12 protein-coding genes and 1 pseudogene are annotated in these 13,962 nt (G+C 43.6%); all 13 read left to right on the top strand.

The window, feature by feature from the left end; genetic code table 11:
- Window positions 1–11 precede the first annotated feature (11 nt).
- The 13 genes and pseudogenes from ACRQ5D_RS30900 to ACRQ5D_RS30840 all read left to right on the top strand — a co-directional run bounded on the left by ACRQ5D_RS30900 (window position 12) and on the right by ACRQ5D_RS30840 (window position 13,873).
- Window positions 12–1,634, top strand: coding sequence for a RagB/SusD family nutrient uptake outer membrane protein (locus ACRQ5D_RS30900; protein WP_091163369.1), 1,623 nt, complete (start codon window positions 12–14; stop codon window positions 1,632–1,634).
- Window positions 1,635–1,690: 56 nt separating this feature from the next.
- Window positions 1,691–3,010, top strand: a complete 1,320-nt coding sequence (locus tag ACRQ5D_RS30895) for a BNR repeat-containing protein (protein ID WP_091163371.1) — start codon at window positions 1,691–1,693, stop codon at window positions 3,008–3,010.
- A 78-nt stretch (window positions 3,011–3,088) separates the two neighbouring features.
- Complete coding sequence (locus tag ACRQ5D_RS30890; RefSeq protein WP_432327663.1) at window positions 3,089–3,328, top strand: hypothetical protein; 240 nt, start codon at window positions 3,089–3,091, stop codon at window positions 3,326–3,328.
- Window positions 3,301–4,364: pseudogene (locus tag ACRQ5D_RS30885) on the top strand (DUF2264 domain-containing protein). Before ACRQ5D_RS30890 ends, ACRQ5D_RS30885 begins: the two are co-directional and overlap by 28 nt.
- 14 nt (window positions 4,365–4,378) lie before the next feature.
- On the top strand, window positions 4,379–4,645 hold the full coding sequence (locus ACRQ5D_RS30880) for a hypothetical protein (RefSeq protein ID WP_432327661.1): 267 nt from the start codon (window positions 4,379–4,381) through the stop codon (window positions 4,643–4,645).
- The gene (locus ACRQ5D_RS30875) at window positions 4,596–5,486 is read left to right on the top strand and encodes a glycoside hydrolase family 43 protein (RefSeq protein ID WP_432327660.1); all 891 of its coding nucleotides are present in this window, start codon (window positions 4,596–4,598) and stop codon (window positions 5,484–5,486) included. The genes ACRQ5D_RS30880 and ACRQ5D_RS30875 overlap by 50 nt, the downstream gene beginning before the upstream one ends.
- Before the next feature lies 1 nt (window position 5,487).
- Complete coding sequence (locus ACRQ5D_RS30870) at window positions 5,488–7,341, top strand: glycoside hydrolase family 2 protein (RefSeq protein WP_091163376.1); 1,854 nt, start codon at window positions 5,488–5,490, stop codon at window positions 7,339–7,341.
- Window positions 7,342–7,350: 9 nt separating this feature from the next.
- A complete protein-coding gene (locus ACRQ5D_RS30865) occupies window positions 7,351–9,180 on the top strand; it encodes a glycoside hydrolase family 35 protein (RefSeq protein WP_091163378.1) in 1,830 nt (609 codons plus the stop codon).
- A 127-nt stretch (window positions 9,181–9,307) separates the two neighbouring features.
- Window positions 9,308–9,622 (top strand): L-rhamnose mutarotase, encoded by a 315-nt coding sequence (gene rhaM, locus ACRQ5D_RS30860; RefSeq protein ID WP_090532916.1) that lies wholly within the window; start codon window positions 9,308–9,310, stop codon window positions 9,620–9,622.
- Between the two features lie 173 nt (window positions 9,623–9,795).
- The gene (locus ACRQ5D_RS30855) at window positions 9,796–10,605 is read left to right on the top strand and encodes a helix-turn-helix domain-containing protein (RefSeq protein ID WP_091163381.1); all 810 of its coding nucleotides are present in this window, start codon (window positions 9,796–9,798) and stop codon (window positions 10,603–10,605) included.
- Window positions 10,606–10,669: 64 nt separating this feature from the next.
- On the top strand, window positions 10,670–12,097 hold the full coding sequence (locus ACRQ5D_RS30850; RefSeq protein ID WP_431198707.1) for an alpha/beta hydrolase: 1,428 nt from the start codon (window positions 10,670–10,672) through the stop codon (window positions 12,095–12,097).
- A gap of 113 nt (window positions 12,098–12,210) precedes the next feature.
- Window positions 12,211–12,777: an RNA polymerase sigma factor gene (locus ACRQ5D_RS30845; RefSeq protein WP_091163386.1), complete on the top strand. Its 567-nt coding sequence runs from the start codon at window positions 12,211–12,213 to the stop codon at window positions 12,775–12,777.
- Window positions 12,778–12,856: 79 nt separating this feature from the next.
- Window positions 12,857–13,873, top strand: coding sequence for a FecR family protein (locus ACRQ5D_RS30840; protein ID WP_431198705.1), 1,017 nt, complete (start codon window positions 12,857–12,859; stop codon window positions 13,871–13,873).
- Window positions 13,874–13,962 lie beyond the last annotated feature (89 nt).

Here is a 13,962-nt window from a genome sequence, read left to right as displayed (position 1 = left end):
CGTAAAAAGACATGAAAAACTATTCAGCAATATTACTCTTTGCAGGTGTGTTAACAGCATTCGCATCTTGCAAAAAATCATATCTCGACGAAAAACCATACTCGTCATATACTCCCCTTACTGTTACCGATTCATTGGGTATGGAGGCATCGGCAATAGGTTTATACAACCTTGAAACCGGTATCCTAACCTATTCAGGTGCGCAAGGCTGGCCAAGTGTTTGGCAGGTAGGTACCGATGTGGCGAACGCTACAGCCCAGCAGCAGGGGATAGAGGTGCCTTATTATAATTATAGTGCGCTGGCACCACAGGATGACGCCGCCAAATATATCTGGGGCAAATATTATGCGATGATCAATAACGCTAATATTATAATTGACAATGCTGAAAATCCATCAAATACAAAATTAGGATCTATAGGAAAAAAGCAAGTGGAAGCAGAGGCCAAGTTTTTCAGGGCCTATGCCTACAATAACCTGGTTACCTTATTTGGTAAAGTGCCGCTTACTGATCACGCTTTAACTGTTCCGAAGATAAACTTTACCCGTGCGTCTCTTGATGATTTAAACGCGCTTATTACCAGTGACCTTAACTATGCAGTTACTAACCTGGCCGACCTGAATGCCGGTACCGCGAAAACAAACGCTCAGGGTAAGCCGGTTGGCAGGGCTAACAAATATATGGCAATGCAGTTGTTAGCCGAAGCTTATCTGCGTATGGGTAAAAACGACCTTGCTGAGCAGCAAGCTCAAGCCATTATCAATAGTGGCAAATTTAGCCTGATCAAAGCCCGTTACGGCGTAAGGGCAGGTGGCGCAGGCGATTACTATTCAGATATGTTTGTATATGGCAATCAACGCCGTGCGCAAGGCAACGCCGAAGCTATCTGGGTGCTTGAGCAGGAAAATTCATCAGTTGTTGTAGGTGGAAATGTGGATAATGCTCAGCAACGCAGGGTGTGGGGCGCGGCATACTATCAGATTCCGGGAATGTTGCCTTGCGATTCCTTAGGTGGTCGTAGTATCGGGAGATTAAGATTAAGTAACTGGGTGCTTTATGGGCTGTATCCACAAGGGGACATTCGTAATTCACAATACAATATTAAAAGACAATACTATTACAATGATCCTAAGTACCCTGCGTTATTAGGAAAACCTGTACCATTTGCTGGCGCGGATACCTTATTCAGGATTTGCCCGAGTACAACTAAATGGGGCGCGTTTGATCCTAACGATACTTTTGGCTACGCCATGATCAAGGATTTTATCATGATGCGTTTAGGTGAAACTTACCTGCTACTCGCCGAAGCACAGTTTAAACAAGGTAAAACTGCTGATGCAGCCACTTCTATTAACCTGTTAAGGACGCGGGCCAATGCACCACAGGTAACGGCCGCGCAAATGACACTTGATTTTATACTTGATGAACGTGCCAGGGAATTGATCGGCGAGGAAAACCGCCGCCAAACCTTGATGCGTACAGGTACACTGGTTGACCGTGCCACGCGGCTTAATAGTAACGATGCCGTTCACCCAACAACCGGGCTCGCAGCTAAGAATCTGCTGCTACCTATCCCTCTGTCTGAAATTCAGTTGAATAAAGATGCGGTGCTGGAGCAAAACCCGGGTTATTAATTAAAACACAAATAAAAAGTAAGGGCAATATCCATTGCCCTTACTTTTACTTTTTTATGAAGCTATACCATTTAAGATCGCTGTTTTTTATATGTGTCCTGTTTGGGAGCACTATTGTTGTATCTGCTCAAACCGACAAGGTAACTACTACCACTATTGGTTTGGGCTGGGCTAATAACTCTGTCAATACAGTTGTTTTCCGCAAAAACTCATTAGTTACTTTTAAGGGTGAACAATACGCCGCTTATTATAACAACGACCAGGCTTTAGTGTTGGCTAAGAGAAAAAGCGGATCTGGTAACTGGCAGGTTGCTGCAACGCAATATAAAGCCGATGCTGCTGATGCCCATAAGGATATCAGTATCATGGTTGATGGTGCCGGCTATTTGCATGTTGCCTGGGGACACCATAATCAGACTTTAAACTATGCTAAAAGCATTAAGCCCGGAAGCCTAACTTTGTCGGCCCAACAAAGCATGACAGGGGTTGGCGAAAACAAGGTCAGCTATCCCGAATTTTATCGTTTACAAGATGGCGATCTGTTATTTGTTTACCGCGACGGAGGTTCGGGTAACGGAAACCTGGTCATGAACAGGTATAATATAACTACTCAAAAATGGGTTAACATACAGCAAAATCTTATTGACGGTGAGGGTAAACGCAATGCCTACTGGCAAATGTGCATCGATAAAAAAGGGACAATCCATATTTCATGGGTATGGCGCGAAACGCCAGACGTAGCAAGTAATCATGACATGTGCTATGCCCGATCAAACGACGGAGGTTTAACCTGGGAAAAATCGACTGGCGAAAAATATATGCTCCCGATTAATGCTGCTAATGCTGAGTACACATGCCGGATTCCACAGCACAGCGAGCTCATCAATCAAACATCCATGTTTGCCGATGACGGGGGCAACCCTTTTATCGCAACCTATTGGCGCGATAGCAGTTCAACTACACTACAGTATCATATTGTTTTTAAAACCAGCAGTAGTTGGCATTCGGCCAATCTTGGTTTTAGGAAAACAGCATTCGGTCTTGGCGGTACAGGTACCAAACTGATCCCGATATCGCGCCCGCAAATTATAGCCTGGAATAAAAGCGGAAAACAATCAGTAGCGATTATTTTCAGAGATACCGAACGTGGGGATAAAGTTTCTGTGGCTGTAAATAACGATCTGCAAAGTGCGAACTGGCAGGTTAGTGATTTAACTGCCATGCCTGTAGGGGAGTGGGAGCCCACCTATGATACCGAACTATGGAAAGATAAAGAGGTTCTTAACCTGTTTGTACAAAAAGTAACGCAGGTAGATGGTGAGGGTAAGGCCAACGTGGCGCCTACGAAAGTACAGGTGTTGCAATGGAAACCTTGAAATAGAAAGTCTTAAACCCTGATTCAGAAGTTCTAAGTCTTTAGAAAAACTTAAGACTTTCGACTTGAGACTTACAACATGGAACTTGAACCAAAGTATAATAAACAAATAACAGCCCGGATGAAGAAACTCATATTTTATTTTCTATTGATAAGTGCTCCGTTTTGTGCATCGGCCCAAAGCAAAAAGAATACCGCACAAGTATCCGACAGGAAACTGTGGTTAAGCTACATGGATAAGGTAGCCCGGCCAGTGATCAGCAACCTTGCAGCCGATCAGCTTAAGGAAAAATGCCAATGGAACTATCTGACAGAGTAGATAATAAGGAAAGTCGTGCTAAGGTGGGATACCTGGAAGCTTTTGGCCGCACATTGTGTGGTATAGCGCCGTGGTTACAATTAGAGGGAGGTGATCCCGCCGAAGTAAAACTTCGTGAGCAATACCGGGCATGGTCTTTAAAGGCTATCGCTAACGCTGTTAATCCGCAGGCTAAAGACTATATGCAATGGAGCGGTGGCCAGCCATTGGTTGATGCCTCGTTTGTTGCTTTTGCCTTGGTACGGAGCCCATGGTTATGGGAGCACCTTGATGATGCTACCAAAAAACAAGTGGTTGAAGTAATGAAAACTACCCGGGCAACTGTTCCGGTTTACTCCAACTGGATTTTGTTTTCGGGGATAATAGAGGCATTCTTTTGCAAATATGACCTGGGCTACGATCCGGTAAGGGTTGAATTTGGTATCCGCGAATTTACAGAACATTGGTATGTTGGCGACGGTATGTATTCGGACGGGATGAGCTTTCATCTCGATTATTATAATAGCATCGTGATCCATCCCAATCTGAGTACCATATTGGAAGAGGTAGATGCTAAAAAGAAAACTTATGTGCGTGAGGAACAACGTGAGCTGGCTGTTGGCCAACGTTATGCCGAAGTGCTTGAGCGCCTTATTAATGCTGATGGAAGTTACCCCGCTATAGGACGGTCGATAGTTTATCGCGGCGGCGCATTTCATCATTTAGCAAATATCGCCTACAAAAAACAACTGCCTGCAAGCCTGAAACCGGCACAGGTAAGATGCGCGCTAACAGCTATGATCAAAAAACGCTTGGCGCGCCGCAAACTTTTACTGCCGATGGCTGGCTTAATATGGGTTTATATGGCAAGCAGCCCAGCCTGGCCGATTTTTATATTACAACAGGCAGCCTGTATTTCTGCGCCACCGCTTTTGTACCATTAGGTCTGCCCGAAGCCGATCCGTTTTGGGCTGATGCGGAAGAACCCTGGACCGCAGTTAAAATTTGGAGCGGCCAAGATGCACCTGCAGATCATGCACTTGATATCAGAAAATAATACAACATCTTTATATGAAATACTATCGTTTTTTATTGCCGGCCTTTTTGCTGCTAAGTATCATCGGTCGTGCGCAAACCAAATTAACCAGTTTTAGTCCGGGCGCAATCTGGCCAGATGATAAAGGGGTGCACATCAATGCCCACGGGGGAGGCATTCTGTATAATAATGGGGTTTATTATTGGTTTGGCGAACACAAAATTGCCGGCGATGCAGGTAACCGGGCAATGGTTGGAGTTCATTGCTATCTCGTCAAAAGACTTATACAACTGGAAGGATGAGGGGATCTCGCTGAGTGTTTCGCCAGATACCACAAATGATATAGCAAAAGGCTGCATCCTGGAAAGGCCCAAAGTTGTTTATAACAAAAAGACAAAGAAATATGTAATGTGGTTTCACCTGGAACTATTAGGCAAAGGCTACAGCGCTGCCCGCGCCGGGGTTGCTGTAAGCGATAAGGTGACCGGCCCGTACAAGTTTATTAAAAGCTATCGCCCTAACCCAGGGCAGATGCCGTTTTATCCGGCACTTACACCCGAAGGTGATAAAATAAACTGTGTTAATCCGGCTCACGAAACCGATAAGTTTTTTTGCCGCGATTTGCCCGGCGGCCAGATGGCCCGCGATATGACTGTTTTTGTTGATGACGACGGCAAAGCCTACCACGTTTTTTCATCCGAAGAAAACTACACCCTTGATTTGGCCGAACTAACTCCCGATTATACAGGGCATACAGGTAAGTTTATCCGTATCTATATAGGCCATCAAACCGAAGCTCCTGCATTATTTAAACGTAACGGAATTTATTACATGATAGGCTCGGGTTGTACAGGTTGGGCACCCAACGCCGCCCGTTGGTTCAGTGCAAAATCAATTTGGGGGCCTTGGACTTACCACGGTAACCCTTGCCAGGGACAGGATAGCAAAATAACTTACGGCGGTCAAAGTACGCATGTATTGCCTGTGGCCGGTAAAAAAGATGCCTTCATATTTATAGCCGATAAATGGGCTCCAAAAGACGCCATTGATGGCCGTTACCTGTGGTTGCCCATCAGCTTTAAAGGTGATGATATCGAAATAAGCTGGGTAGATAACTGGAACCTTGACATATTTAAGAAATAATATGCGAAACTTCATAAGCTTATGCTGCCTGCTGTTCGTTACCGGTACGGCGACCGCTCAAGACAGTCTCATTACCAATATCCAAAGCCGTAAAGCACTTGATCTGAACGGCAAATGGCAATACATTGTTGATCCGTACGAAACCGGGTTTTATGATTATCGGTATAAGGAGCTCAACGAAAAAAATGGCGATGCCTATTGGAACAGCGGCATCCCGGCTAATAAAACTGAGAAAAAGGAGCACGGCTATATCGATAAATATAGCATTGATGTACCCGGCGACTGGAACCATCAAAAGCCGGAATTTACTTATTACGAGGGTACTATCTGGTATAAAAAATCGTTCGACTACGTTAAACCGGCCAATGGCGGCAGGCAGTACCTTTATTTTGGTGCGGTAAATTATAGGGCCGATGTATACCTGAACGGTAAAAAGCTGGGCATGCACAAAGGTGGCTTTACGCCGTTTAATTTTGAAATTCCTGCCGGGCTGCTTAAGGAAAAGGATAACCTGTTGGTGGTTAAGGTTGATAATAAGCGCTATGCAGACGAGGTGCCAACCCTTAACACCGATTGGTGGAACTACGGAGGTATCACCCGCGATGTAAAACTGGTTGAAGTACCGGCAACTTATATCCGCGATTTTGTAATCCAGCTTAAAAAGCCTGTTAATGGTGCGGCTCCCGCAAAACAACCGGAGATAAGCGGATGGGTTAAACTGAGCGATACTCCGCCAACTGGTCAAAATATCACCGTACAAATACCCGAGCTCAAGTTTAGTAAGCAGTTTGCTGCCACAGGCAAACTTACGCAGGTTAGCTTTAAATTGCCAAAGGTGCAGCTATGGTCGCCCGAAACACCTAAGCTGTATAAAGTTATCATAAGGTCCGGTGCCGATAAAACAGAAGATAAGATAGGGTTCCGCACCATCGAGGCGTATGGCCCGAAGCTATTGTTAAACGGTAAGCCTGTGTTTTTACGGGGGATCTGTATCCATGGCGAAATACCGCAGGACGTGAGAAGGGCTTACACCCAGCAGGATGCTGAACAATTGTTAACCCAGGCGCATGAACTTGGCTGCAATATGGTTAGGCTGGCACATTATCCTCATGACGAAAAGATAACCCGCCTGGCCGATTCGCTGGGGATTATGGTTTGGTCGGAGATCCCGGTTTACTGGACGATTGATTTTGGCAATGCTGCTGTACTTGAAAAGGCAAAAGCCCAGCTTAATGAAATGATCACCCGCGACCATAACCGCGCCAGTATCATTATCTGGTCGGTTGGGAACGAAACACCGGTGAGCCCGACACGTACGAATTTTATGCATGATCTGATTATCAGGGCCAAACAACTGGATGATACGCGCCTGGTTTCGGCGGCGCTTGAGGTAAATTATGGTTCGGGTAAAGATTTGAATGTGGTGGATGATCCGCTGGGTGAGTTTGTTGACCTCGTTGCTTTTAACGAATACCTTGGCTGGTATGGCGGCATGCCCGATAAATGCCGTTCTACAAACTGGAGCACGCCATACAATAAACCTTTATTTATCAGCGAAACCGGGGCCGAAGCTAAAACCGGTTTTCATGCCGATTCATTGACCCGCTTTAGCGAGGAGTACCAGGAGTGGTATTTTAAGGAGCAGGTAGCTATGTTTAAGCGGATGCCTGCAAATTTCGTGGGCCTGTCACCATGGGTAATGGCCGATTTCCGGTCGCCCAAACGGAATAACCCACTGTACCAGGAAGGCTGGAACCGCAAGGGTCTTTATGATGATAAAGGCAACAAAAAGAAAGCTTTTTATATTCTTCAAAACTATTACAAACAAAAAAGCGCAGAAGCGCTGAACAGATAGCGCATCACAATGAAAAAAATTACAATATCTTTTTTAACATTATTTTTATGCTTCAGCATAGCGGGCTTTTGCCAGGTACCCAAACATACCTTTGCGCTGGGCGATGAGGCTTTCCTGCTTGACGGGAAACCTTTCCAGATGATCTCGGGCGAAATGCATTATCCCCGCGTACCGCGCGAAGCCTGGCGCGCCCGCATGAAAATGGCTAAGGCAATGGGCTTAAATACCATTGGCACCTATGTTTTCTGGAACCTGCACGAGCCGCAAAAAGGCAAGTTTGATTTTAGCGGTAATAACGATGTGGCCGAGTTTGTTCGTATTGCTCAGCAGGAAGGCCTGTGGGTGATCCTTCGCCCAAGCCCGTATGTTTGTGCCGAATGGGAGTTTGGAGGATATCCTTACTGGTTGCAGAACGAAAAAGGCCTTGAGGTGCGTAGTAAAGAAGCCCAATACCTTAAAGAGTATGAAAGCTATATCAAAGAGGTAGGCAGGCAATTGGCCCCGCTACAGATAAACCATGGCGGTAATATCCTGATGGTACAAATTGAAAATGAATACGGCTCATATGGCAGCGATAAAGAGTATCTGGGGATTAATCAAAAACTATTTAAAGAAGCCGGTTTTGATGGATTGCTGTACACCTGCGACCCTGCCCCCGATTTGGTAGCTGGTCATTTGCCGGGATTACTTCCTGCTGTTAACGGTCTTGATAATCCTGCAAAGGTTAAAAAGATCATTAATGAAAATCACGATGGTAAGGGCCCGTATTATATTGCCGAGTGGTATCCGGCCTGGTTTGATTGGTGGGGAACTGCCCATCACACTATCCCTGCCGAACGTTATGCCGGTAGGCTTGATTCCGTACTGGCAGCAGGGATTTCTATCAACATGTACATGTTTCATGGCGGTACTACCCGTGCGTTCATGAATGGTGCTAATTTTAAAGATACCTCGCCTTATGAACCGCAAACGAGCAGCTATGATTATGATGCACCCTTAGATGAGGCAGGTAATGCTACCCCGAAATTTATACAGTTCAGGCAGGTGATCCGTAAGCATTTGCCTGCCGGTATGCAATTGCCGGATGTGCCGGCAGCCAAACCGGTAATCACAATTCCTGCTGTTAAACTAACACAATCGGTAAGTTTATTAAATACTCTGCCAGCTGTTAAAGAAAATCTAAGTCCGCTTACGTTTGAAGACCTGCACCAGGACTATGGCTTTGTGTTGTACCGAACTGTTTTAAACGAAAGCAAAAGCGGACAGCTCAAACTAAAAGAGCTTAGGGACTATGCGGTGATTATGATTAACGGTAAAAAAGTGGGCACGCTCGACCGTAGGCTTAATCAGGATAGCCTGTATCTAAAACTTCCGGCAGGTAAAGTAACGCTTGATATTTTGGTGGAAAACCTTGGCCGCGTCAACTTTGGTAAGTATCTTTTGCAAAATAAAAAAGGGATCACTCAACAGGTGCTTTTAAACGGAACAGAAGTGCAGCATTGGAAAATGTATTCGCTGCCGTTTCATGATCTAAGCACCGTGAAATTCTCCGCTGCAAAGCAAAATGTAGAATCGCCGGTTATCAGGAAAGGTGGATTTACGCTGGATAAAGTGGGTGACACTTACCTTGATATGAGCAACTGGGGAAAAGGTGTGGTATGGGTAAATGGCCACAACCTTGGCCGGTACTGGGGCATTGGTCCGCAGCAAACCTTATACCTGCCGGTTGAGTGGTTGAAAAAAGGATATAATGATGTTGAGGTGCTTGAGCTGTTAAAACCTGAGCAAGATCAGTTATCCGGCGTCGATAAACCGATATTGGATGTGGTAAAATCTTAAATAAGCTTAAAGCCGAAAGCTTAAGGCTCAAAGCCTTTTTATGTGTATCGGAGAAATAAACTAATAAAAGCTTTGAGCTTTTCGCTTTAAGCCTTAAGCTCTTTTAATAATATAAATACTATTTACAATGGCAAGAGTAGCATTTAAAATGAAGCTTCATGAAGGGCAAACCGCCGAGTACAAGGCGAGGCATGATGCCATTTGGCCCGAATTGAGCAGTTTGCTTAAAGATGTGGGGATCAGTAATTATTCTATTTTTTTAGATGAGGACACGCACTGGCTTTTTGGCGTAATGGATGTTGAAGATCAGGAAGCCCTTGATCATTTGCCTGATAGCCCTATTATGAAAAAATGGTGGTTATACATGGCCGATATCATGGATACTAATGCCGATCATTCGCCGGTGAGTGTGCCTTTGAAAGAGGTGTTCTTTTTGCCATAGATAGGAATATTGCTATTATTAAAATGGTTGTCATAAAGTGCGTGCTGCGGTAGGCGCCTTTGTGGTGCCCATTTTTGTTTTGTACGGATAGTATATGCCTGGCTTTCACCTTGCTGTATATGTTGTATCTTAATTAAAACAATTATTTTTACGGATATAGTTAGTTTCATACCATGGTTGAGATATTTCAGAATATCCGTAAAATATACAGGTTCAGCGCACCTTGCGAAGAGCTGGCTAACTATATCGAATTTTATTCACAATCAGTTTTAGATTTATCTGCACAGTACGTAAAAAATGAATTTTCATCGGTGAAAATGTTCCCCAGTTGGACACCTACTTTTTATATCAACCTTGGTTCGCCTTATTATATTGATTTGAAGGATACCCGGTATCATGTAAGGGAGCAGCAAGATGTTTTAATATTGAGAAATGAGGACGTTACCAGGCATAAACTACCTGCCGATAATATATTCACGGTTAAATTTAATCCGGGCGGTTTAGAAGCCGTTTCAGGTCTAAATCAAGTCCCGGTTATTGACAAGATCATTAACCTTAATCAAATTTTGCCCTGGGAATTACTTCAAAAAGTAAAACGGCCTGTAAGTTTCGAGGAGCGTGTAATCATTGTTGAATCATTTTTGTTAGAGAAGCTCATTAAACAGGTAAGCCAGGATCATTATGTTAAAATTGTTAACGACAGCATTGGCGAATATCAGGCTACTGGCATGCAGTTGAATACATCAAAAGTTGCTGAGAAGCTGTTCATTACTTCTAAAACTATCAATCGGTATTTCAACAGGGTGATTGGCACTCCGCCTAAAAATTATTTCTCAATTGTGCGGGGCAGAAATGCATTAACAGCATTTGTAAATAACAGAGAAAGCTTTGTTCCGATAGATTATGGATATTATGATTTGAGCCATTTTTATAAGGACGTTATGAACCTTACCGGTCAAAGGATAACCAAGCATCAATTTTAATTTGTCCGTTTTTTACTTTTAACGGGTAAGGCAGATCGCTTTCTTTGTAAGCTAAACAACGGTCATGAAAACATTCCTTATCATATTATTTGGCGCTACTTTTCTTATTCAAAAAGCTTATAGCCAGAAATACAAACCGGTATTAGAGCCTTACCCCGGGTTGGTTAAGGCAGACCCAAGGCTTGTTTTAAAGACCGGTTACCTTGTTGTACCGGAAAATAGAAGTAAACCGGCAGGGCGCAAAGTGAAGATCCCGTTTTTATTTGTACGCAGGCCGGATCAGGATGCACGCAAAAAGATCTCACTTTACACTACAGGGGGACCGGGTTATAGCACTACACGTAATATCGATAGCATAGGTTATGACTCCGGCTGGTTGGCCTACGGTGGCTTTATTGCTTTTGACCAACGCGGGACAAAGCGGGCGCAGCCATGCCTGGATTGTATGGAAGTAGCAGCGGCCATCAAACGCAGTTACAGGGAAGGGAAAAATAAAGATAGCCTCGTATCTCAGGCCGTTACCCAATGCCGAAACCGGTTTACAAAACAGGGTGTCGACCTATCAGCCTATAATACTATTGAAAGCGCAGAGGATATAAATGATTTAAGGTTAGCCTTAAATATTGATTCGCTTAACCTGGTTGGTATATCCTACAGTGGCGGCCTGATGCTTACCATGGCGCGAAACCATCCTGAGGGCGTTCGGGCGTTGCTTTTGAATTCACCGCTCCCCGGTTACGTAAATTTTGAGGAGCACGCTTTATTTAATATCAATGAAGCGCTTGAGCAGGTATTTCATAATTGCAAAACGGATTCCTCTGCCACGAAATATAAAAATTTAAGAACGAAGTTCCATCAATACTTCAGCGCTATTACCGGGAAGAAGTATACCATAGCTTATCAGGAAAAAGGAAGCAAGCAAGCTAATAATCTCACTTATACAAAAAACGAACTACTCGATGCAATAATAGGCCGGATGAACTCCCGGCAGGTTAGCACGGTGCCTGCGGTAATGATTGATTTAATTGAAGGCCGTCATGATAAATATGTACAGGAGGAGTTTGATGGCTATTTCGCGGGTAATTCAAGCGTATCACTGGGTATGAGGTATTCTGTTTATTGTTCAGAACAAATTTCATACGATGATCCTACATTGGAAGCACAACAACATTTGGTATTACCGTGGTTGGCCGGGTATCCGTTTAATGATGTAAATCATGCCATATGCAATTGTTGGAAGGTGAAGGCTGAACCTGCTATAGCAAAGCAGCCTGTTTATTCCACAGTACCGGCATTAATTTCGGCAGGTGACGTCGACCCTGATTGCAGGCCATTTTATAATAGATTAATTAAGCGTTATATGCCTAATAGCCAATTATTGATTATCCATAATAGAGGGCACGCCCCCGGTTTCAGTGTAGATGGAACTGATTATGTGAAACTTTTTTTGAAAACCCTTATAGAAAACTTACATCTCAATCAAAAAACCTGATCATAGAATAGCTTAATAGCTATTGTCAGGTTTTTCGGTAATAAAGGTTTTGTCGTCTGTTAACATTATGCTAACATAGCAGCCTTACATTTGAGCCAAAACAACTCTTTGGCATGTATCCTGCACTTACTGATGAAGCGTTGATGGGGCTTATCCAGCAAAGCAACCCCGTTGCCCTTGAAACTCTTTTTAACCGTTACTACAAAACCTTATGTCAATTGTGCACGGTGTACACTAAAGATTATACCGTTGCCGAAGAGATCACTGCTAATCTTTTTATTAAACTTTGGGATAACCGCGATACAGCCATCCTTAATGTAAAAAGTTACCTGTTTGTTGCTGCCAAAAACCTCTCTTTGAATCATATCCAAAAAAAGAAGGATCCGGTACATTCCATCGAAGATATCGACCTGCAGGGACATGTATTAAAAGACAGGGACAACCCATTCAAAATCCTTTCGGGTCGCGAATCGTACGATAAAATACTAAACCTTATTGATACGTTACCAACCAGTCAGAGGCAGGTGCTGCTCATGAGCCGTATCGATAATCTCGACAAAAACGAGATAGCCAAAGTGCTGGGGATCTCTGTGCGTACGGTTGAAACTACACTTTACCAGTCTATCAAAAAACTTCGTCAGCTGTTAAAAGGGCAGCACAATTTCACTTCCGAGGGTTAATAATTTCTTAATGTAAACTTAACTTTTTTCGCTACGTATCGGCTACGTAAAATCAGTCTTTATTGCAGAGACAGATTTAATGGAAGATAATAGTTACCGCTTAATAGTTGAATATTTTGAAAAAACCATCAGCGATGATGGCTTAACACAGTTACAGGAGTGGATTGAGGAGAACCCCGAAAACCTTGCCCAGTTTAGTGAAACCATCCAGATCCTGGAAGCATCCAAAACATACTTTAAACAACCGGAAAATGCCGAGAGCGCCTGGGCAAAAATCAATGCACATATAATCCAACCTCAAATACCTGTAACTAAACGCACTACTAAATTCAATTGGATAGCTTATGCTGCCGCCTGTTTGCTTATTTGTACTACCGGTTGGTTTGGATATATGTATTTCAAACAGTCGCCGGTTTTGGTTTACGAAGAGATCAGCAATGTTGATGGCAAGCATTCAAAAATAATGCTGCCCGATAGTTCGACAGTTTATCTGGGTGGTGGCAGCAAACTCAGATACGCCAAAAACTTTAGTGGCGAGAAACGTGATGTAACGCTTAACGGCGAAGCTTTTTTTGATGTGGTTCATCAAGCTAAGCCTTTTGTAGTTAAAAGCGGCGATATCACCACTGTTGTATTGGGTACTTCATTTAATATTAAAGCCTACCTGGCCGATCATAAAGTAGCTGTAACCGTGCAAAGCGGTAAAGTAGGGGTAATGGCCAATGTGCAGGGAAAACCTCAAATGGTTAAATACCTGGTAAAGAACGAAGCGATCAGCATCAATACCCAAAACGGTATCTACACTTTTAACAACACTGATGCATCATCAGTAAGCTCGTGGATCAATAACGAATTTGTTTTCTATAATACAACTTACAGTGAGATAGCCGCTTCGCTTGAGCATCATTACGGCGTTAAGATCAGGTTTACAGAACAGGATTTGGGCAATGTAAGGCTTACAGCCAAATTAAGAGGTATGACATTGACAGATGCCATGGAAACCCTTAGCGCGCTATCAGGATTAGGCTATACGCAAAAAGGTAGTCAGCTTTTTATTTCAAACAATAATCAAAAAGGAGGAAGTATAATGAAATAGTATTACCCGGCTATTGGTAAAAGCCTGGACGTTGCTGGTAACAACCCCAGGCTTCAGAATTTTGACAATTTAAACTCACGGTTAGACAA

It is taken from the genome of Mucilaginibacter sp. P25, from assembly GCF_050859465.1.
GTDB lineage: Bacteria > Bacteroidota > Bacteroidia > Sphingobacteriales > Sphingobacteriaceae > Mucilaginibacter > Mucilaginibacter gossypii.
This window is presented reverse-complemented; position numbering and strand designations above follow the sequence as displayed.

What these genes read in the sequence shown, in the direction of transcription:
- ACRQ5D_RS30870 (WP_091163376.1), top strand. Translation starts at nt 5,488, where the DNA reads ATGCGAAACTTCATAAGCTTATGCTGCCTGCTGTTCGTTACCGGTACG.
- ACRQ5D_RS30895 (WP_091163371.1), top strand. Translation starts at nt 1,691, where the DNA reads ATGAAGCTATACCATTTAAGATCGCTGTTTTTTATATGTGTCCTGTTT.
- ACRQ5D_RS30890 (WP_432327663.1), top strand. Translation starts at nt 3,089, where the DNA reads ATGGAACTTGAACCAAAGTATAATAAACAAATAACAGCCCGGATGAAG.
- rhaM (WP_090532916.1), top strand. Translation starts at nt 9,308, where the DNA reads ATGGCAAGAGTAGCATTTAAAATGAAGCTTCATGAAGGGCAAACCGCC.
- ACRQ5D_RS30880 (WP_432327661.1), top strand. Translation starts at nt 4,379, where the DNA reads ATGAAATACTATCGTTTTTTATTGCCGGCCTTTTTGCTGCTAAGTATC.
- ACRQ5D_RS30840 (WP_431198705.1), top strand. Translation starts at nt 12,857, where the DNA reads ATGGAAGATAATAGTTACCGCTTAATAGTTGAATATTTTGAAAAAACC.
- ACRQ5D_RS30845 (WP_091163386.1), top strand. Translation starts at nt 12,211, where the DNA reads ATGTATCCTGCACTTACTGATGAAGCGTTGATGGGGCTTATCCAGCAA.
- ACRQ5D_RS30855 (WP_091163381.1), top strand. Translation starts at nt 9,796, where the DNA reads ATGGTTGAGATATTTCAGAATATCCGTAAAATATACAGGTTCAGCGCA.
- ACRQ5D_RS30900 (WP_091163369.1), top strand. Translation starts at nt 12, where the DNA reads ATGAAAAACTATTCAGCAATATTACTCTTTGCAGGTGTGTTAACAGCA.
- ACRQ5D_RS30850 (WP_431198707.1), top strand. Translation starts at nt 10,670, where the DNA reads ATGAAAACATTCCTTATCATATTATTTGGCGCTACTTTTCTTATTCAA.
- ACRQ5D_RS30865 (WP_091163378.1), top strand. Translation starts at nt 7,351, where the DNA reads ATGAAAAAAATTACAATATCTTTTTTAACATTATTTTTATGCTTCAGC.